The organism is Pantoea sp. GL120224-02 (assembly GCF_900215395.1).
Lineage (GTDB): Bacteria > Pseudomonadota > Gammaproteobacteria > Enterobacterales > Enterobacteriaceae > Pantoea > Pantoea communis.
Map to the genome: position 1 here is coordinate 1 of NZ_OBEC01000004.1, position 20370 is coordinate 20370.

Genomic DNA, 20370 nt, shown 5'->3' on the forward strand with positions numbered 1-20370 from the left:
CGTTCGACTTGCATGTGTTAGGCCTGCCGCCAGCGTTCAATCTGAGCCATGATCAAACTCTTCAATTTAAAGTTTGATTTGCTGAAACAAGTTCAGCGATGCTCATCTGTAAAACGTCATAATGAATTTCATTATGTGTTCACTCGTGAGACTTGATATTTTTTACGTCCGGAGACGTTGATATCAATCCTGCGAGTGCCCACACAGATTGTCTGATAAATTGTTAAAGAGCGGTGCAATCAGCGCCTTAAGCTGCTGTTGCGAGGTGGCGTATATTACGCTTTCCTCCTTCAGAGTCAAACACTTTTTTCAGCGCTTTTCTCCGGCGGGATAAATTTCTTCACTCCCTGCTGAGCCGTCTGCGTTGCCGCTTTGCCGTCTCAGTGGTGGCGCAGTATAGGGATTTCTGATGGACTGACAAGCGTTAATTTAAAGTTTTTGCACGACCGCTCACTTTTCGGCCAATGCGCTGAAATTAGCAACGAATTGGCATCAATCGGGCAAAAAAACGGGCCCGAAGGCCCGTTTACGTCAAATCTCATCACTGATGTGCGACGATGACATCATCTTTAACATCCATTTCAATGGTTTTACCCGGAACAAAAGCACCAGAAAGAATCTTCTGCGCCAGTGGGTTTTCAATTTGCTGCTGAATAGCGCGTTTCAATGGACGTGCACCGTATACCGGATCATATCCATGTTCACCCAACAGCTTCAGCGCTGCATCCGTGATATGCAATTGGTAGCCACGTTCATCCAGACGTTTGTACAACCGCTGCAGCTGAATCTGCGCGATAGAAGCAATATGCTGCTCGCCAAGCGGATGGAACACCACCACCTCATCAATACGGTTAATGAACTCTGGGCGGAAATGCGAACCTACCACCGTCATCACCATATCTTTCATTTCCGGATAGTCCAACGCACCGAAACGTTCCTGGATCAGGTCAGACCCAAGGTTAGAGGTCATAATGACCACGGTATTACGGAAATCGACCGTACGTCCCTGCCCATCGGTCAAGCGCCCATCATCCAGTACCTGCAACAAGATGTTGAAGACATCCGGATGAGCCTTTTCGACTTCATCCAGCAGAATCACGGAATAAGGGCGACGACGTACTGCTTCTGTCAAATAACCGCCCTCTTCATAACCCACGTAGCCCGGAGGTGCACCGACTAAACGCGATACCGAGTGTTTTTCCATAAACTCTGACATATCAATACGCACTATGGCGTCATCGCTGTCGAACAAGAAGTTAGCCAGCGCTTTACTCAACTCGGTTTTACCCACACCGGTTGGCCCAAGAAACAGGAACGAGCCAATTGGACGATTAGGATCGGACAGACCCGCACGACTACGGCGAATCGCATTCGATACCGCATCAACCGCCTCGTTCTGACCAATCACACGCGCATGCAGCTCTTGCTCCATCCGCAACAGTTTCTCGCGCTCACCTTCCATCATTCGTGCTACTGGAATGCCGGTCCAGCGTGCCAGCACATCAGCAATTTCCACATCTGTTACGCGGTTACGTAACAATTTCATGGTTTTGCCTTCTGACTGCGTGGCAATAGTGAGCTGCTTTTCCAGCTCCGGAATTTTGCCGTATTGCAGTTCAGACATTTGGCCCAGATCACCAGTGCGTCGCGCCTGTTCCATCGCCAGGCGAGCTTGCTCCAGTTCCGCCTTAATGTTTTGCGTCCCCGTCAGAGAGGCTTTTTCCGCTTTCCACTCTTCTTCCAGCTCAGCGTATTCACGCTCTTTCTGATCGAGTTCCGTTTCCAGCATCTCCAGACGTTTGATACTGGCATCGTCCGACTCTTTCTTCAGTGCCTGTTGTTCCAGCTTTAACTGGATGATGCGGCGTTCCAGACGATCAAGCGACTCCGGTTTCGAGTCCATCTGCAAACGAATGCTCGATGCTGCCTCGTCAATCAGGTCAATTGCCTTATCTGGCAACTGGCGATCGGAGATATAGCGGTGCGACAACGTGGCCGCTGCCACAATCGCCGGGTCAGTAATCTGCACATGGTGGTGTAACTCATAGCGCTCTTTCAGGCCACGCAGAATAGCAATGGTGTCTTCCACGCTCGGTTCAGCCACAAAGACTTTCTGGAAACGACGCTCCAGCGCCGCATCTTTCTCAATGAACTGGCGATACTCATTCAGCGTGGTAGCACCCACGCAGTGCAACTCACCACGCGCTAATGCAGGTTTCAACATGTTACCGGCATCCATGGCGCCATCGGCTTTACCCGCGCCAACCATGGTATGCAACTCGTCGATAAACAGAATGACGTTGCCTTCCTGTTTTGCCAGATCGCTCAGCACACCTTTCAGGCGCTCTTCGAACTCACCACGATATTTAGCACCCGCCACCAGCGAACCCATGTCCAGGGCCAACACGCGGCGACCTTTCAATCCTTCTGGCACTTCACCATTGATAATGCGCTGCGCTAACCCTTCGGCAATCGCAGTTTTACCTACGCCGGGTTCCCCAATTAATACCGGGTTGTTTTTGGTACGGCGCTGCAATACCTGAATGGTACGACGAATCTCTTCATCACGACCAATCACCGGATCTAACTTGCCAAGCTCGGCGCGCTCGGTCAGATCGATGGTGTATTTTTTTAAAGCCTGGCGCTGATCTTCAGCCCCTTGATCGTTCACGTTCTCTCCTCCCCGCAATTGCTCGATGGCCTTAGTGAGTTTTTCGGTGGTTGCACCAGCGGACTTCAATAGGTCCGCCAGCGAACCACGAGAGTCGAGGGCCGCCAGAACAAATAATTCAGATGATATAAAGTTGTCGCCGCGCTTTTGCGCGAGTTTGTCGCACAGGTTCAGGACCCGAATGAGATCGGCTGAAGGCTGTACATCGCCATCCGTACCTTCTACCTGCGGCAGTCGGTTGATAGCTTGTTCGATGCTGGTACGCAGACCAGCCACATCGGCACCTGCTGCGCTAAGCAACGGACGCACCGATCCGCCTTCCTGATTGAGCAAAGCGCTCATCAAGTGAAGGGGGTCGATAAATTGATTGTCGTGTCCCAGAGCAAGGGACTGAGCATCGGCAAGGGCCAACTGGAATTTATTAGTAAGACGATCCAGACGCATGATTCCTCCAATACAGGTCAAAATGCTACTGGAGATTAAATGAGGTCATCCCTCAAATATTTCAAGGTTAATGACCTGTGTTGCGAACAAAAAATACGCTACTGGATCGTCTTGCGGCGTAAGATTATCTCAGCCAAATCAAAGTTGCCATACGCCCGGTGATTCCATCTCGTCGGTAGGAGAAAAAATCATTGGCTTCGGTGAAAGTGCAACGCTGTGAACCACTGATAGAATGCACTCCAGCGGCCTGAAGTCGCTGACGCGCTAGCTGCCAGATATTCGCAAAAAATTTGTCACCAACCGGGCGAAAAGCCGCATCGGCTTGTACATCGTGCGCCAAAAAGGCTTCACGCACCTCAGCACCGACTTCAAATGCCTGCGGGCCGATAGCGGGTCCAAGCCAGGCGTGGATCTCACGGGCTGGTGAGCGAAACTGTTGCAGCGTCTGTTCCAGCACGCCGTTACACAGACCACGCCAGCCAGCGTGAGCAGCGGCCACTTCACTGCCATCATCACTGCAAAACAACACCGGCAAGCAATCCGCCGTCATGATGGCGCAGACTACACCGGATTCGCGGGTGATGGCCGCATCTGCATTGGGTAATAACTCGTCCGCAGGCAAACGCACAACGTCCTGCCCATGCACCTGATTAAGCCACTGCGGCATGGCGGGCAGCAGTTTATCTTTCAAATGCTGACGATTTTGCAAGACATGCGTTTCAGCATCGCCAACGTGCGCCCCAAGATTCAGCGAATCCCAGGGGGCAGTGCTAACACCGCCATGTCGCAAGGTGGAACATGCCTGAACGCGCTGCGGTGCAGGCCAGTCAGGAATGATCCACTCACTCATAGCCAATCCATTTGATCGCGGAACTCATGGGTATCGGCTTTCAGCGCGTCAATCAGATCGACCATGTCTTGCGGCAACGGCGCATGCCATTCCATCTCAATGCCGGTGATGGGATGGTAGAGACGCAGCATGGTGGCATGCAGCGCCTGACGGTCAAAACCGCGCAGCGCGGCGATGAACGCATCTGATGCACCTTTAGGCGGACGCGGACGACCGCCGTACAGCGGATCACCCACTAATGGATGGTTGATATGCGCCATGTGCACACGAATCTGGTGAGTACGACCCGTTTCCAGACGCAGACGCAGACGCGTATGAGCACGGAAATGCTCCATGATGCGATAATGCGTGGTCGCGGGTTTACCCATAGGGTGTACCGCCATGTGGGTGCGTTTGGTGGAGTGGCGCGCCATCGGCTCATTAACCGTGCCGCCTGCCGTCATGGTGCCAATCGCAACCGCTTCATATTCACGGGTAATCTCGCGCAGCTGCAGCGTTTCCACCAGATGCGTCTGAGCGGGAACGGTCTTCGCCACCACCATCAAACCGGTTGTGTCTTTATCAAGACGATGGACGATCCCAGCACGCGGGACGTCGGCAATTGGTGGGTAATGATAAAGCAGCGCATTCAGGACCGTACCATCCGGATTACCTGCCCCAGGATGCACCACCAGGCCACGCGGTTTGTTGATGACCAGAATATCATCGTCTTCATAAACGATGTTCAGGGGAATGTTTTGCGCTTCCCAGCGCTGCGCTTCTTCGATTTCAGCATCGATAGACACCTGCTCACCGCCGAAAACTTTCTCTTTCGGTTTATCGATGATGGTGCCGTTGACGCTGACGCGACGCTCAAGGATCCATTCTTTTATGCGGGAACGTGAATAATCAGGGAACAATTCCGCCAAAGTCTGATCTAAGCGTTGTCCAAGCTGTGCTTCGGACACCGTTGCGGTGAGTTGAACTTGTTGTGCCATATACAGCTTCTTCGTTAACGTTGGGTTTTCACGGCGATGCCGTTTAATATAATGTGCTATCGTACCAGGTCATAACCGGGAGCTATACGGACAGCTTCCGCTACAACACTTTGAGGATAATCATTTCGTCATGACGCGTATGAAACATCTGGTGGCTGCTGCCACATTGAGCCTGAGCCTGGCTCTGGTGGGTTGTTCCGGCTCATCGGATCCCGTTCCGGACAGCCCGCCATCTGAAATTTACGCTACAGCCCAGCAAAAGCTGCAGGACGGTAACTTTAAAGCGGCGATTAAGCAACTGGAAGCACTGGATAACCGCTACCCGTTTGGCCCTTATTCGCAGCAAGTACAGCTGGATTTAATCTACGCGTATTACAAAAATGCCGATCTGCCACTGGCGCAAGCCGCTATCGCTCGCTTTATGCGCCTGAATCCGACTCATCCAAACATCGATTACGTCATCTACATGAAAGGCCTGACGGATATGGCGTTGGATGACTCTGCACTGCAGGGCTTCTTCGGTATCGATCGTTCAGATCGTGATCCGACGCACGCTCGTGATGCTTTCCGTGACTTCTCACAGTTGCTGCGCAGCTATCCGAACAGCCAGTATGCTGAGGATGCGCAGAAACGTTTAGCCTACCTGAAAGAGCGTCTGGCGAAGTATGAACTCTCGGTGGCGCAATTCTATACCAAGCGCGGGGCCTATGTCGCCGTTGTTAACCGTGTTGAAGGGATGATGAAAGATTTCCCGGATACCGAAGCGACGCACAAAGCGCTGCCGCTGATGGAAAATGCCTACCGCCAGTTGCAGTTAACCGCAGAAGCGGACAAGGTAGCGAAGATCATCGCGACAAATAATCAGTCCTGATTTTACTACCAATAAAAAAGCAGCCTTAATGGCTGCTTTTTTTGCCGAAAATTCAGCCAGATTGCTGATTATCCGCTGCGGTTAACTCATCAATCTTGCTCTTTTCATCCCTGCCCTTCAAGCATTTTCCGCGATTTTATGAGCCTTTCTCACAATTCACTGGCATTGACAAAAAGTGACATTTCAATGTGATATAGATCACACTTTTTCCTGATTTACGCGGTATGCTGGTCCTACCCAGACGGAAATGACAGAGAGGTTTAACTATGATTCTGAACATTACCAGCAAACAAATGGATATCACTGCGGCTATCCGCAACCATGTCGAAGACCGTCTCGCCAAGCTGGAAAAGTGGCAAACTCACCTGATAAATCCGCACATCGTGTTATCGAAAGAGCCGAAAGAATTCGTGGCTGATGCCACCATTAACACACCGAACGGCACGCTGGTTGCCAGCGCGAAACACGAAGATATGTACACGGCTATCAACGATCTGATTGCCAAGCTGGAGCGACAACTGAATAAGGCGCAGCACAAACCTGAAGCGCGCCGCGCAACCAGCAGTATGAAAGATTTCACCCCTGCGGGATAAATAGACCTTTTCCAGTAACGCGCCTGCGGGCGCGTTTTTTATTGACAGCTTTAAATCACTGCGGTTACTCTCAATCCACTTTATTGCTGGAATCACACATGAAACATCTACCGTTCTTCTTCGCATTCTTTTTTACCTTCCCCTGATTGGGAGGTGATTCGTCGTGTGAAAATGAATGCGAAGACGAACAACAAAGCCTCCCAAACGGGAGGCTTTTTTATTGGACATTTTACAGGTGAGCCCTATGAATCCCGAAAATCCGCTGCTGGCATTACGCGATAAGATCAGCGCCGTTGATGAAAAGCTGTTAACGCTGTTATCTGAACGCCGTTCGCTGGCGGTTGAGGTGGCGCAAGCAAAGCTCGCGACCCATCGCCCGATTCGCGATGTTGAGCGTGAACGCGCACTGCTGGAAAACCTGATCTCACTCGGCAAAAAGCACCAGCTTGATGCGCACTACATTACTCGTCTGTTCCAACTGGTGATTGAAGATTCGGTACTGACTCAGCAAGCGCTGCTGCAGAAAAACTTAAACCATCCGCACGCACACGCGCCGCGCATCGCATTTCTGGGTCCTAAGGGTTCGTACTCTCACCTCGCGGCGCGTAAATACGCCACACGTCATTTTGATTCCATGGTTGAGATGGGCTGCCTAAAATTCCATGACATCATTCATCAGGTGGAGAGTGGCCAGGCCGATTACGCCGTGATGCCAATCGAAAATACCAGCTCAGGCTCGATTAACGACGTCTATGACCTGCTGCAGCAAACCACGCTCTCCATCGTTGGCGAGCTGACCATCCCAATCGAACACTGTGTGCTGGTCAACGGCAATACCGACTTAAAGCAAATTGAAACGGTTTATAGCCATCCTCAGCCATTCCAGCAGTGCAGCCAGTTCATCAATCGTTTCCCACAATGGAAAATCGAATATACCGAGAGCACCGCAGCGGCAATGGAAAAGGTCGCGGCGATGAATTCGCCAAAAGTGGCGGCTCTGGGCAGTGAAGCGGGCGGTGAGCTGTATGGTCTGCAGGTGTTAGAACGGAATTTAGCTAACCAGCAACAAAACCATACCCGCTTCATAGTGCTGGCACGTAAGCCAATTGAAGTTTCTGGCCAGGTACCAGCCAAAACCACATTGATTATGGCTACCGGTCAGCAAGCTGGTGCACTGGTTGAGGCTCTGCTGGTGCTGCGTAATCACAATCTGATCATGAGCAAACTAGAAAACCGCCCAATTAACGGCAACCCATGGGAAGAGATGTTTTACATTGATGTGCAGGGCAATCTGCAATCGGAGAACATGCAGCTGGCGTTGAAAGAGCTGCGTGATTTGACGCGATCTTTGAAAGTACTCGGCTGCTATCCGGGTGAAAATGTTGTTCCGGTGGAACCGCGACTGTAAATGAAAAAGGCATCCTTGCGGATGCCTTCTCTTTTATTGCCGGCTATCGTTAGCCGAACGCAACATGCTTCGGCTCTCTACCAGGAAGCGTTGAGCGTAATCGCCAAACCAGTGCGCCACACCTTCAAAGCTCTTGATGAACGCCTGTTTATCGCCCTGCTCCAGCAATTTAATCGCATCACCAAAGCGCTGGTAATAACGCTTAATCAGCGCCAGATTACTCTCCGAAGACATGATGATGTCTGCGTAAAGCTGCGGGTCCTGAGCAAACAGTCGACCAACCATCGCCAGTTCCAGGCGATAAATCGGTGAGGACAGCGCCAACAGTTGATCAAGGTTGACGTTCTCTTCCGCTAAATGCAAACCATAGGCAAAAGTGGCAAAGTGACGCAGCGCCTGGATAAAGGCCATGTTCTGGTCATGCTCGACCGCGCTGATGCGATGTAAACGCGCGCCCCAAACCTGAATCTGCTCCAGGAACCACTGATAGGCTTCTGGCTGACGACCATCACACCACACCACCACCTGCTTCGCCAGGCTACCGCTATCCGGACCAAACATCGGATGCAAGCCCAGCACCGGGCCAGTATGCGCCGCCAGCATCGCCTGCAGTGGACGGTTCTTCACCGATGCCAAATCCACCAGGATGCAGTCTTCCGGCAGTGTTGGTAATTCGGCGATGATCTGCTCGGTCAGATGAATGGGCACACTAATGATGACCATGCCCGCATCTTTGAGCAGCTCTTCAGAACGATCCCAATCGCCCTTGTCCAGAATACGGACCTGGTAACCTGACAGATTGAGCATCTTTTCAAACAAGCGCCCCATCTGGCCACGCCCACCAACAATCACCACCGGGCGCAGCGTTGGGCAGAGCGTTTTGAAGCCTTTGTCGTTTTCATGCGCATAAGATTCACGCATCAGGCGACGTAAGACATCCTCAATCAGATCTGGCGAAACGCCGAGCGCCTCGGCTTCCTGACGGCGTGAAGCCAACATGCTGGCTTCACGTTCTGGCACATAAATCGGCAAACCATAACGGCTTTTGACCTCACCTACTTCAGCTACCAGCTCAAGGCGTTTGGCTAATAGCCCAAGCAGGGCTTTATCGACTTCATCAATTTGATCGCGTAGCGCGGTCAGTTCAGCCACCATGACTCTTTATTCCTCGTGTGACAGACGTGCCGACAGCACTCCCTGCAGATCCTGATGGATTTCACGCAGCAAGGTTTCCGTGGTTTCCCAGTTGATACAGGCATCCGTGACGGAAACACCGTATTTCATTTCGCTACGTGGCTGCTCAGAAGACTGATTGCCTTCGTGAATATTGCTTTCCAGCATCAGGCCAATAATGGAACGATTTCCATCTTTAATCTGCGCAATAGCCGACTCGGCTACGCCAGGCTGACGGCGATAGTCTTTATTAGAATTACCATGGCTGCAATCTATCATTAAGGCCGGACGCAGTCCCGCTTTCAGCATCTCTTTTTCACACTGCGCAACATCTTCAGGACCGTAGTTAGGCGCTTTACCACCACGCAGGATTACGTGGCCATCCGGGTTGCCCTGAGTCTGTAACAGGCAAACCTGCCCCGCCTGATTGATGCCGACAAAACGGTGTGGCATCGCTGCAGCGCGCATGGCGTTGATCGCCGTGCCCAGGCTGCCATCAGTGCCGTTTTTGAAGCCGACAGGCATTGATAAACCAGAAGCCATCTCGCGGTGTGTTTGTGACTCGGTAGTACGGGCACCAATCGCAGACCAGCTGAACAGATCGCCGAGGTATTGTGGACTATTAGGATCCAGCGCTTCAGTGGCCAGCGGCAGGCCCATTTCCACCAGGTTCACCAGCAGCTGACGCGCAATGTGCAGCCCGGCTTCCATATCAAATGAGTTGTTCATGTAAGGATCGTTGATCAGCCCCTTCCAGCCAACGGTGGTACGGGGTTTTTCAAAATAAACGCGCATAACGATATACAGCTGATCCTTCAACTGTGCAGAGAGAGTTTGCAGCTGACGAGCATATTCCAGTGCGGCTTCGGTATCGTGAATTGAACAAGGACCACAGACCACCAGCAGGCGCGGATCGCGGCCAGCAATAATATCGGCAATGGTCTGGCGAGAAGCAGCAATCTGCGCTTCCTGCGCCGCAGTGAGCGGGAACTTCGCTTTCAGCTCTTGCGGGGTGATTAAAATTTGTTCGTCGGCGATATGCACATTGTTCAGCGCGTCTTTCTGCATGATGGCGATCCTTTTTAACTCGTGTATGCGGTTTGGGATCCTCACTGAGGATGGCGCTTACTGTACCACAACATGTACATCTTGCAATCCGTGAATGTACACTTTTATTACCACCACCGATAACCATCACAAAAACAAAACTAAAAAAACATTAAATACATAGAATTAACGCAATTCAGGCAACCCAACACAAGGTGATTTGTGTAAATTTTATTTTACACTCTACTTTTATTTAAAAGTGCCAACACCCTCTTTTTCCATTAACATTTTGTTATTCATCGTTTTCCAGGATCTTAGGATGTCAACTTCTGTCATCACCTTACGCCCTTTCGTTCTACAGGATGCTGGCGCTTTTACTGCGGCGGTCAATCAGTCTCTCAACAGCCTGCTGCCATGGATGGTATGGGCGCATCACGATTATCGGGTAGAGGAAGCCACTAACTGGATTAATTTCACCCATATGCAGCGGAGTAACGGTGAAGCGGAAGAGTTCGCTATTGTCGATAGCAATGATCGGTTACTCGGCGGCGCAGGCATCAGATTCGCACAGCGGCCTGGGGAATTTAGTGCATTAGGCTATTGGGTTCGCAGCGATGCACAAAGGCAAGGTGTCGCAACACGTGCAGTGGCTCAATTGGTGGACTTTGGCTTCAAGCACGCGCAGATCCCCTTACTGGAGATTATCGCTGCTGAGGAGAATCATGCCAGCCGTGCCGTAGCATTGCGCAGTGGTTTTGAGTTTATCGATTGCCGCTATGGTTTAATCATTCTTGATAGCGGCCCAGTGAATAGCGCGATTTACCATCTCAAGCGACCATAAAAAAAGGGGCTGGCCCTTAGGCCAACCCCTTGTTTGCTATTAACTTTGGGATGTCGCTTACGCGCCCAGACGCTCTTTGATACGAGCTGACTTACCGGTGCGCTCACGCAGGTAGTACAGTTTGGCTTTACGTACAGCACCACGACGTTTGACAGCAATGCTGTCAATTACCGGAGAGTGAGTCTGGAAGACACGCTCAACGCCTTCGCCGTTTGAAATCTTACGAACAGTGAATGCAGAGTGCAGACCGCGGTTACGAATAGCGATAACCACGCCCTCGAATGCCTGCAGACGTTTCTTAGAACCTTCAACGACCCATACTTTCACTTCCACGGAATCACCCGGACGGAATGAAGGTACGTCCTGCTTCATCTGCTCTTGTTCAAGTTGCTTGATAATGTTGCTCATAATTAAATCTCTATATCCTGGGTAAACTGATAGTCAGGGAAGATTACTCTTCCACCTGATGGTTTTGTTGCTGCTGATGTTCCCGTTGGAACTCATTTAGCAACCGTGATTGCTCTTCAGTCAGAGCCAGGTTTTCCAGAAGTTCAGGTCTTCTTAGCCAGGTACGGCCTAGCGACTGTTTCAGGCGCCAGCGGCGAATATCGGCATGGTTGCCCGACAGTAAGACTGGCGGAACCTCCATCCCTTCTAACACTTCAGGTCGGGTGTAGTGCGGGCAATCCAGTAAACCATCCGAGAACGAATCCTCATCGGCTGACGCCTGCTTGCCCAATACGCCGGGGATAAACCGGGCGACTGAATCAATCAACGTCATGGCTGGTAGCTCACCACCACTGAGTACGTAATCACCGATTGACCATTCTTCATCAATCTCAGTATGAATCACGCGCTCATCAATCCCTTCATAACGACCACACACCAGAATCAACTTCTGGTTGGTCGCCAGTTCGCAAACGCCCTGTTGGTCCAGTTTGCGACCCTGAGGTGAAAGATAAATCACCTTAGCACCTTCTCCCGCCGCCGCTTTCGCTGCGTGGATTGCATCCCGTAAGGGTTGCACCATCATCAACATTCCCGGTCCGCCGCCGTAAGGACGTTCATCCACGGTACGGTGCCGGTCGTGCGCGAAGTCACGAGGACTCCAGCTTTGAATGTTGAGCAGGCCATTTTTTACTGCCCGGCCAGTTACCCCGTACTCGGTAATAGCGCGAAACATCTCTGGAAACAGGCTAATAACACCAATCCACATCGCGTTCGCCGTTACGTTACCGGATTGTCCGGAGATCAAAAACCAGGATCCCAATCTACTTCAATCGTGCCAGTAGAGAGATCGACTTTCTTGATAACCTGTTCATCAAGAAACGGGATTAACCGCTCTTGCGCACCGAATGCATCTTTCAGGTTTGCCTTAACAACGAGAACGTCGTTCGAACCGGTTTCCATCAAATCAATGACTTTGCCCATTTCGTAACCGTCGAGGTTTACCACTTTGCAACCCATAAGGTCTTTCCAGTAGTAATCACCCTCTTCCAGCGCTGGCAGCTGAGCAGAATCAACCGTAATTTCGCAATTGGTTAACTGTGCCGCAGCGTCCCGATCGTCAATGCCTTTGACTTTGATGATCAGGTCCTGATTGTGGTGCTTCCAACCTTCCAGTTCGACCTGCTGCCATTTACCGGCACGCTGGATGAACCAGGGTTGGTAGTCGAAGATGCTTTCAGCGTCTTCAGTGGAGGAAAACACTTTGAGCCAACCTCGAATGCCGTAAGCGGCCCCCATTTTCCCCAATACAATTGGGTTAACGAGAGGCTGTGCGGCAGGTTTAATGCTCATGCTAACCACCGTGACAGATTAAGCTGCTTTTTTTGCTTCTTTGATCAGCGCGTTAACGCGATCAGAAAGCGTTGCGCCCTGGCCAACCCAGTGCTCAATACGGTCCAGATCCAGACGCAGACCTTCAGCCTGACCAGAAGCGATCGGGTTGAAGAAACCTACGCGCTCGATGAAACGACCATTACGCGCATTGCGGCTGTCAGTAACGACGACCTGATAGAACGGACGCTTTTTCGCGCCGTGACGTGCCAAACGAATTGTAACCATAACATCCTCATTAGTTAATAAAGCGCTCGGGCTCCATCGAGGGATGGAACCCGAGCGCAATATAAAAAGCCCGAAAATTTTACTCATTTTGGCGAAAAAAGCAACCTGAGCGTGTTAATTTTCTGGCTGTGTGCCGCTCGCCTTAGCGACCGGGGAATCCGGGCGGCATCATACCTTTCATGCCACGCATCATTTTGGCCATGCCACCCTTCTTCATTTTCTTCATCATGCGCTGCATGTCGTCGAACTGTTTCAATAAACGGTTAACGTCCTGCACCTGCATACCTGAACCGGTGGCAATACGGCGCTTGCGTGAGCCCTTGATGATTTCCGGTTTCTGACGCTCTTTGGTGGTCATCGAATTGATGATCGCCTCCATACGCACCAGCACTTTGTCATCCATCTGCGATTTCACGTTGTCTGGCAACTGCCCCATGCCCGGCAGCTTACCCATCAGGCTGGCCATGCCGCCCATGTTGCGCATCTGCTTCAGCTGATCGAGGAAGTCGTTGAGATCGAAGCCATCACCGGTTTTGAGTTTCTTCGCCAGCTTCTCCGCCTGTTCGCGGTCAACTTTGCTCTCGATATCTTCGATCAGCGACAGCACGTCGCCCATGCCGAGGATGCGTGAGGCGATACGGTCTGGATAGAACGCTTCCAGTGCTTCCGTCTTCTCACCCATACCCATGAATTTAATCGGCTTGCCGGTAATATGACGAATAGACAGCGCTGCACCACCGCGCGCATCACCATCCACTTTCGTCAGAATCACGCCCGTCAGTGGCAGCGCTTCATTGAAGGCTTTTGCCGTGTTTGCCGCATCCTGACCGGTCATGGCATCGACCACAAACAAGGTTTCCACCGGATTGATCGCGGCGTGTACCTGTTTGATCTCGTCCATCATCGCTTCATCAACGTGCAGACGACCGGCGGTATCCACCAGCAGCACGTCGTAGAATTGCAGCTTCGCTTCTTTCAGGGCGTTCTTAACGATGTCGACAGGCTTTTGGCTCAGATCGGAAGGACAGAAGTCCACGCCAACCTGCTGCGCCAGTGTTTCCAGCTGTTTAATCGCCGCCGGGCGATAAACGTCGGCAGAAACCACCAGCACTTTCTTCTTATGCTTCTCGCGCAGGAACTTACCCAGCTTCGCCACGCTCGTGGTTTTACCCGCACCCTGCAGGCCCGCCATCAACACCACAGCCGGCGGCTGTGCGTTCAGATTGAGCGCATTATTTTCTGCACCCATTGCCGCAACCAGCTCGTTGCGAACAATTTTGATAAATTCCTGGCCAGGCGTCAGGCTTTTGTTTACATCCTGACCTACCGCCGCTTCTTTCACGCGGTTGATGAACTCACGCACGACCGGCAGCGCAACGTCCGCTTCCAGCAATGCCATGCGCACTTCACGCAAGGTGTCTTTAATGTTGTCTTCGGTCAGCCTTCCGCGGCCGCTGATATTGCGCAGGGATTGCGACAAACGATCGGTTAAATTATCAAACATGCTCTCTCACTTAGGACCGTAGCGAGGCCGCCCGGGCGGCACAATGCGGCGGATTATAGCACGAAGCCACAGCGATCTCTGCAATTGACCTTCAGATCGTTTGGAGCCTGATGCAGCTGGCGCTATACTGGTTTTTTCCTTATCTGACCGACACCTGAAAGGATCTATGTTCGTTTTCGCGATCGTGGCGCTGTTCGCCTACTCCCTCAGTCTTGCATTGATCATCCCCAGCCTACTGAAACGCAACGGTGGCTGGCGTCGTTTTGCCGTACTTTCTGCTTGCGTCGCGTTGATCGCCCATGCGGTTGCACTGCAACAACGCATTTTTGCCGTCGATAACGGACAAAACCTCAGCCTGCTAAATATCGGTTCGCTGGTGAGTTTGCTGATCTGCGCGATCATGACCATCGTTGCATCGCGCAATCGCGGTTGGTTACTGTTGCCGATTGTCTACGGCTTTGCCTTGATTAACCTCGCCTTCGCCACCTTTGTGCCGAATGCCTTTATTACCCATCTCGAAACCACGCCGGGCATGATGATCCATATCGGCCTGTCGCTGTTTGCCTACGCTACGCTGATTATCGCGGCACTGTATGCGCTGCAGCTGGCATGGATTGATTACCAGTTGAAAAATAAGAAACTGGCTTTCACCCAGGATATGCCGCCGCTGCTGAGTATTGAGCGTAAGATGTTTCATATCACGCAAATTGGTGTAGTGCTGTTGACGCTGGTGCTGTGTACCGGTCTGTTCTTCATGCATAACCTGTTTAGCGCGGAGAATGTCGATAAAGCGGTGCTGTCCATTCTTGCCTGGTTTGTTTATATCGTTCTGCTCTGGGGACACTATCATGAGGGCTGGCGCGGACGCCGCGTCGTCTGGTTTAACTGCGGTGGTGCACTGCTGCTGACCATGGCCTACTTCGGCAGTCGCGTGCTTCAGCACCTGCTCACTTCTCACTAAAGGAATTTTTGCGTTGGAACATGTTTCAACCACCACGCTGATCGTTACGCTGGTCATCATGGTGCTGGTCTCTGCGTACTTCTCCGGTTCAGAGACCGGCATGATGACGCTCAATCGTTATAAATTGCGCCACAAAGCCAAAAGCGGTAATCGCGCGGCTCGTCGTGTCGAAAAACTTTTACGCCGTCCTGATCGCTTAATCAGCCTGGTGCTGATAGGCAACAACCTCGTGAATATCCTGGCCTCCGCATTGGGTACCATTGTCGGTATGCGTCTTTACGGCGATGCGGGTGTGGCAATTGCCACCGGGATCCTGACTTTTGTGGTGCTGGTGTTTGCTGAAGTGCTGCCGAAAACCATTGCAGCGCTTTACCCCGAAAAAGTCGCCTATCCCAGCAGTGTGCTGCTGGCGCCGCTGCAGTATGTGATGCTGCCTTTGGTCTGGCTGCTCAACACCATTACCCGCATTCTGATGCGCATGGTTGGTATCAAAACGGAAGGCTCCATCAGTTCAGCCCTAAGTAAGGAAGAGTTGCGTACCATTGTCTATGAGTCCCGCTCACTGATGTCTCGTCGTAATCAGGACATGCTGCTGTCGGTGCTGGACCTGGAAAAGGTCAGCGTTGATGACATCATGGTGCCACGCAATGAAATTGTCGGCATTAACGTCAACGACGACTGGAAATCGATTGTTCGCCAACTGAGTAATTCCCCGCATGGCCGGATCGTGCTGTTCCGCGATTCGCTGGATGATTCGGTTGGCATGCTGCGCGTGCGTGAAGCCTGGCGCATGATGACCGAGAAGAAAGAGTTCAACAAAGATCGCCTGCTGCGTGCCGCTGATGAAATTTACTATGTGCCGGAAGGTACACCGCTGAATGTCCAGCTGGTGAAATTCCAGCGTAATAAGAAGAAAGTCGGCTTAGTGGTTGATGAATATGGTGACATCAAAGGGCTGGTGACCATTGAAGACATTCTGGAAGAGATTGTTGGCGATTTTACGACGTCCATGTCTCCTTCGCTGGCGGAAGAAGTGATGCCGCAGAATGATGGCTCAGTGCTGATTGAAGGCAGCGCCAACGTGCGTGAAATCAATAAAGCCTTTAACTGGACGTTACCCGAAGACGAAGCACGCACCATCAATGGCATGCTGCTGGAAGCGCTGGAAGAGATTCCGCTGGTCGATACACGCGTGAAAATCGGGAAGTACGATGTGGATATCCTCGACGTGCAAGACAACATGGTGAAGCAGGTGCGCATTACCCCGCATCATCCGCTGAAATCCTCCATCGGTTCCTGAAGCCAAAAAAAACGCCGCGAACATCGCGGCGTTTTCATTTCTGCTCAGACAGGCACTAGATGTGCAGCTCTTTCAGCTTCTCAGCCGGCAGTTTCAGATCTTCGTTACGGTTCACGCCAATCTCATGCGCCAACACGTTACGCGCAATCTGCTGCGCTTCGTCGAGTGAGTGTAGCTTGTAGCTACCACACTGGTATTCATTCAGTTCCGGGATCTGGCTCTGTTCTTTCACTTTCAGAACATCTTCCATCGCCCCTTTCCACGCTTTCGCTACACGCTGCTCGTCTGGTTCACCAATCAAGCTCATGTAGAAGCCGGTGCGGCAGCCCATTGGCGAGATATCAACGATTTCCACGCCATCACCATTGAGGTGATTACGCATAAAGCCAGCGAACAGGTGCTCCAGCGTATGGATGCCGCGCTCAGTCAGAATATCGATATTCGGACGGCAGAAACGCAGGTCAAAAACGGTGATGGTATCGCCATGCGGAGTATTCATGGTTTTTGCAACGCGCACAGCGGGTGCGCCCATGATGGTGTGATCAACAGTAAAACTATCCAGTAGTGGCATACGTCACCTCCTGTTTTGAGATTTTTTTTAAAACGATGAAACTTTTCCGTTCGCCCAACGTCTGAATATATGAAAGACGCGCATTTGTTATCATCATCCCTGACAACAGAGATGTTAATTTTGGCCACAATGATGTGGCCATTTTCTTTTTTAGCCTTCGCGACCTGCCAGATAACTTTCGAAATCCAGCGTATCACTCTGTTCCAGCTTTTCCTGCGCCTGTACCGATTCCAACGCCTGACGACTGAAGTCATCTTCGGTCAAAATCTCTAACGGCTCTTCACACAGCAGATGGCGATACTGTTCAGCCAGTGCCACACCTGCGCCGGTTAAACCATTTTCTTTGATGGCATGCAGAATACGCGCTGAATAGGTTAGCTCAGGATCATCAAACGATGCCACCAGTTGATCGCAAACCTGTTGATATTGCGTGCTGCCATAATTGCTGTCGAGCACCTCGGCAACACGACGCAGATCGGCAAACAGGGCTTTACCTACATCTACCAGCGGATGTTCTGTATCGCTACAACCTACACCAATCACCTGGCCCGGCTTACGTCCTTCCATGACCACGCGGTTCCAGTTTTTACGGCTGCATAACAGCTCGTCAGAACTCATCTCAGGCGCATCCGCCAGGGTACACCAGATCAGGAACAGGTCGAGGAAACGCGCCTGGTTAGCATCCACGCCAATGGCAGAGAACGGGTTGATATCCAGAGAACGCACTTCAATGTACTCGATACCGCCGCGTAACAACGCATCCGAAGGCGCTTCACCCGAACGTGTCACACGTTTTGGACGAATAGGTGCGTACAGTTCGTTCTCAATCTGTAACACGTTGGTGTTCAGCTGCAGCCAGTTGCCGTCGGCATCTTTGGTGCCCATGGCCGCATACTCTTCTGACGGCGTTTTAATCGCTGCTTTCAGCGCAGCAACGTAACCGTCGAGCGAGTTGAAGGTGATGCCCAAACCGCTCTGCGACTTATTGGTGTAGCCCAAATCACTGAGGCGCAGCGAGGTGGCATACGGCAGCCACAACGTCCCCTTGCCGTCCGTTTCAAAGGGTAATTTGCTTTCACGTCCCTGCAGGAACGATGAAGAGATCGCTGGAGATGCACCGAACAGATAAGGGATCACCCAACCAAAACGATAATAGTTGCGGATCAGACGCAGATATCCAGCAGAAATGGTCTCTTTTCCGCTTTCCGCATCTTTTACATCTGCCCACTCCTGCCAGAACGACAGTGGCAGCGAGAAGTTATAATGCACACCTGAGATAATCTGCATCAGTGCGCTGTAGCGATTTTTCAGTCCCTGCCGATAGAGGGTTTTCATCTTGCCGATATTAGAGCTGCCATATTGCGCCAGCTCAATGCTATCAACATCTTCAACATAACCCGGCATACTGAACGGCCACATGCGTTCCTGACCTAACTCTCGCGCAGTGTGGCGATGTATATCACGCAGGAAGGCCAGTGACCGATCAATGCTTTGATCGACAGGTGTAATGAACTCCAGCAGCGTTTCGGCAAAATCGGTGGTAATCCAACTGTGCTTGAGCGCCGAACCCAGGGATTCAGGATGTCCGGTCGTTGCCAGGTGACCATTCGGATTGACGCGCAAAGTCTCGCGTTCAATGCCACGGCCGATACCCTTTAACGCGTCGGGATGCGCTTCCAACCAGGAAAGCGCTTTTGATACGTCCGGGATCACATTAACCTCCCGCTGTGCGAATAATTTATTTTTGTTCAGCATAATGTTAACCGTAGCCTCGAATCTGTGCGAATCAATGCCACCATTGCATTGTTTGTAATGTGGCGGTCGCGATAACGATATAACGCAGCGTTTTACCGATGGCGAGGAACAGCACCGAGGGCAGCCAGGCAAAGCGCAACCAGCCTGCAAGCACGCAAAGCAGGTCGCCCACTACCGGCAGCCAGCTTAAAAGCAGCGCTGCAGGACCCAATCGATGTAACCACGTCATTGCTGTGTCATGCCATCGCCCCTGCCCTTTTGGCGGCATGAGGCGACCGAGAATAATGTTGGTCAGGCCACCCAGCGTGTTTCCCACTGATGCGGCCAATAACAATCCATAGATCGAACCCTGTTGGGCGATCAGCAAAGCAATCAGCACAGCCTCTGAACTTCCTGGAAGCAGGGTGGCACTCAGAAAGCTACTGCCGAATAACGATCCATAGGTCAGAATTTCATTCACAGTAAACGGACATCAACCACATCCATGCCCGCGGCTCGCGCCGCCTGAACACCAAAGTCAGCATCTTCAAATACCACACAGCGTTCAGGTGCCACGCCCATTAACTCGGCGCAGCGTAAAAAGGTATCGGGTTGGGGTTTATGGCGCTGCACATCATCCGCGCCGACAACGGCATCAAACAGATGATAAACACCCAAGGCTTCAAGCAGGGCCTTTGCCAGGCTGTGTTCACTGCCAGTACCCACCGCCATGGGACGACGACCGTGATACGCTTTCACCACGTCCATTAACGGTAAAGGGCGTACATCATCCAGCAACATCGCCCTGAGCGCTTCGGTTTTCTCTGCGGCCAGCAAATGAGGGTCATGCTCAGCGTTGTTCTGCTCAAGAATGTACTGCGCCAGCTGCCAGGTGGGCGCGCCATTAAAACTCACCATTTTTTTCTCATCCATGGTGAAACCGTAACGGCTCAGCACCTGCTGCCAGGCTTTTCGATGTGTCGGCTCAGTATCCAGGATTGTGCCGTCCATATCGAAAATCAGGGCGTCATATTGGTCGTACATTGTCACTCCATCGAGCACCACAAAATGAGCCATTACTTTAGCGTAATGCGCTTAGGTTGTCGCCAGGTGTGCTTAACAGCAAATGCTTTGAAAGCATTAGCTATTTTTGTTTTCGGAAAAAGGTCAGGTAGCGATACCCGGGATAAATGGCGGTTATATAAGTGATTTTTGCGTGATGAAGAAAAATGAGAAGTAAATTCAGAAAGCGGGCGTTGATTGTTTCGAACAGGAGATGGTGCATCCAGGAGGATTCGAACCTCCGACCGCTCGGTTCGTAGCCGAGTACTCTATCCAGCTGAGCTATGGATGCATTG

21 protein-coding genes, 1 tRNA gene, 1 rRNA gene and 1 other annotated feature are annotated in these 20370 nt (G+C 51.6%); of the genes, 7 read left to right on the top strand and 16 right to left on the bottom strand.

Annotated features, from left to right (window positions below; all coding sequences use genetic code 11):
• The 4 genes from CRO33_RS09170 to rluD all read right to left on the bottom strand — a co-directional run.
• A 16S ribosomal RNA gene (locus tag CRO33_RS09170) occupies positions 1-68 on the bottom strand; the annotation flags it as partial.
• Between the two features lie 473 nt (positions 69-541).
• Positions 542-3115: an ATP-dependent chaperone ClpB gene (clpB, locus tag CRO33_RS09175; protein ID WP_097117945.1), complete on the bottom strand. Its 2574-nt coding sequence runs from the start codon at positions 3113-3115 to the stop codon at positions 542-544.
• A gap of 124 nt (positions 3116-3239) precedes the next feature.
• Entirely contained in the window at positions 3240-3965 is a 726-nt protein-coding gene (yfiH, locus tag CRO33_RS09180) for a purine nucleoside phosphorylase YfiH (RefSeq protein WP_034822250.1), read from the bottom strand.
• Complete coding sequence (gene rluD, locus CRO33_RS09185) at positions 3962-4942, bottom strand: 23S rRNA pseudouridine(1911/1915/1917) synthase RluD (protein ID WP_034822248.1); 981 nt, start codon at positions 4940-4942, stop codon at positions 3962-3964. The genes yfiH and rluD overlap by 4 nt, the downstream gene beginning before the upstream one ends.
• Positions 4943-5072: 130 nt before the next feature.
• Between rluD and bamD the strand changes: the two genes are divergently transcribed.
• From bamD to pheA, 4 genes are all read left to right on the top strand, one after another.
• Positions 5073-5813, top strand: coding sequence for an outer membrane protein assembly factor BamD (gene bamD, locus CRO33_RS09190; protein WP_034822246.1), 741 nt, complete (start codon positions 5073-5075; stop codon positions 5811-5813).
• A 266-nt stretch (positions 5814-6079) separates the two neighbouring features.
• Positions 6080-6406 (top strand): ribosome-associated translation inhibitor RaiA, encoded by a 327-nt coding sequence (gene raiA / locus CRO33_RS09195; protein WP_097117946.1) that lies wholly within the window; start codon positions 6080-6082, stop codon positions 6404-6406.
• 97 nt (positions 6407-6503) lie between these two features.
• Positions 6504-6628 (top strand) — a sequence feature (Phe leader region).
• Positions 6505-6552 (top strand): pheA operon leader peptide PheL, encoded by a 48-nt coding sequence (gene pheL, locus CRO33_RS24260; RefSeq protein ID WP_100703679.1) that lies wholly within the window; start codon positions 6505-6507, stop codon positions 6550-6552. Its footprint overlaps the feature before it by 48 nt.
• Positions 6629-6650: 22 nt before the next feature.
• Positions 6651-7814: a bifunctional chorismate mutase/prephenate dehydratase gene (pheA, locus tag CRO33_RS09200; protein ID WP_097117947.1), complete on the top strand. Its 1164-nt coding sequence runs from the start codon at positions 6651-6653 to the stop codon at positions 7812-7814.
• Positions 7815-7847: 33 nt separating this feature from the next.
• On the opposite strand, the gene tyrA is transcribed toward pheA, so the two are convergent.
• Positions 7848-8969, bottom strand: a complete 1122-nt coding sequence (gene tyrA / locus CRO33_RS09205) for a bifunctional chorismate mutase/prephenate dehydrogenase (RefSeq protein WP_058962335.1) — start codon at positions 8967-8969, stop codon at positions 7848-7850.
• 6 nt (positions 8970-8975) lie between these two features.
• Positions 8976-10055, bottom strand: a complete 1080-nt coding sequence (locus tag CRO33_RS09210) for a 3-deoxy-7-phosphoheptulonate synthase (RefSeq protein WP_034822238.1) — start codon at positions 10053-10055, stop codon at positions 8976-8978.
• Between the two features lie 298 nt (positions 10056-10353).
• On the opposite strand from CRO33_RS09210, the gene CRO33_RS09215 reads away from it, so the two are divergent.
• Positions 10354-10875, top strand: a complete 522-nt coding sequence (locus tag CRO33_RS09215; RefSeq protein WP_097117948.1) for a GNAT family N-acetyltransferase — start codon at positions 10354-10356, stop codon at positions 10873-10875.
• A gap of 57 nt (positions 10876-10932) precedes the next feature.
• Here CRO33_RS09215 and rplS read toward each other — a convergent pair whose 3' ends face one another.
• The 5 genes from rplS to ffh form a co-directional block, all read right to left on the bottom strand.
• Positions 10933-11283 (bottom strand): 50S ribosomal protein L19, encoded by a 351-nt coding sequence (gene rplS, locus CRO33_RS09220; protein ID WP_007893316.1) that lies wholly within the window; start codon positions 11281-11283, stop codon positions 10933-10935.
• Between the two features lie 43 nt (positions 11284-11326).
• Positions 11327-12091, bottom strand: coding sequence for a tRNA (guanosine(37)-N1)-methyltransferase TrmD (trmD, locus tag CRO33_RS09225; protein WP_176505749.1), 765 nt, complete (start codon positions 12089-12091; stop codon positions 11327-11329).
• Between the two features lie 35 nt (positions 12092-12126).
• Entirely contained in the window at positions 12127-12675 is a 549-nt protein-coding gene (rimM, locus tag CRO33_RS09230) for a ribosome maturation factor RimM (RefSeq protein ID WP_034822227.1), read from the bottom strand.
• A gap of 18 nt (positions 12676-12693) precedes the next feature.
• Positions 12694-12942 carry a 30S ribosomal protein S16 gene (gene rpsP / locus CRO33_RS09235; RefSeq protein ID WP_007893313.1) on the bottom strand — a complete coding sequence of 83 codons (249 nt, stop codon included), beginning with the start codon at positions 12940-12942 and terminating at the stop codon, positions 12694-12696.
• Positions 12943-13084: 142 nt separating this feature from the next.
• Positions 13085-14446 carry a signal recognition particle protein gene (gene ffh / locus CRO33_RS09240; RefSeq protein ID WP_034822223.1) on the bottom strand — a complete coding sequence of 454 codons (1362 nt, stop codon included), beginning with the start codon at positions 14444-14446 and terminating at the stop codon, positions 13085-13087.
• A 166-nt stretch (positions 14447-14612) separates the two neighbouring features.
• Here ffh and CRO33_RS09245 point away from each other — a divergent pair, with 166 nt between their 5' ends.
• Positions 14613-15407, top strand: coding sequence for a cytochrome C assembly family protein (locus CRO33_RS09245; protein ID WP_038645240.1), 795 nt, complete (start codon positions 14613-14615; stop codon positions 15405-15407).
• A gap of 13 nt (positions 15408-15420) precedes the next feature.
• Positions 15421-16707 carry an HlyC/CorC family transporter gene (locus tag CRO33_RS09250; RefSeq protein WP_045816444.1) on the top strand — a complete coding sequence of 429 codons (1287 nt, stop codon included), beginning with the start codon at positions 15421-15423 and terminating at the stop codon, positions 16705-16707.
• 55 nt (positions 16708-16762) lie between these two features.
• On the opposite strand, the gene luxS is transcribed toward CRO33_RS09250, so the two are convergent.
• The 5 genes from luxS to CRO33_RS09275 all read right to left on the bottom strand — a co-directional run bounded on the left by luxS (position 16763) and on the right by CRO33_RS09275 (position 20366).
• A complete protein-coding gene (gene luxS / locus CRO33_RS09255; RefSeq protein ID WP_034822217.1) occupies positions 16763-17278 on the bottom strand; it encodes an S-ribosylhomocysteine lyase in 516 nt (171 codons plus the stop codon).
• A 150-nt stretch (positions 17279-17428) separates the two neighbouring features.
• A complete protein-coding gene (gshA, locus tag CRO33_RS09260; protein ID WP_097117949.1) occupies positions 17429-19033 on the bottom strand; it encodes a glutamate--cysteine ligase in 1605 nt (534 codons plus the stop codon).
• Positions 19034-19064: 31 nt separating this feature from the next.
• Positions 19065-19493, bottom strand: a complete 429-nt coding sequence (locus tag CRO33_RS09265) for a YqaA family protein (RefSeq protein ID WP_058962330.1) — start codon at positions 19491-19493, stop codon at positions 19065-19067.
• Complete coding sequence (gene yqaB, locus CRO33_RS09270; protein WP_097117950.1) at positions 19490-20056, bottom strand: fructose-1-phosphate/6-phosphogluconate phosphatase; 567 nt, start codon at positions 20054-20056, stop codon at positions 19490-19492. The genes CRO33_RS09265 and yqaB overlap by 4 nt, the downstream gene beginning before the upstream one ends.
• Before the next feature lie 233 nt (positions 20057-20289).
• Positions 20290-20366: transfer RNA gene (locus tag CRO33_RS09275), tRNA-Arg, on the bottom strand.
• Positions 20367-20370: the final 4 nt, after the last annotated feature.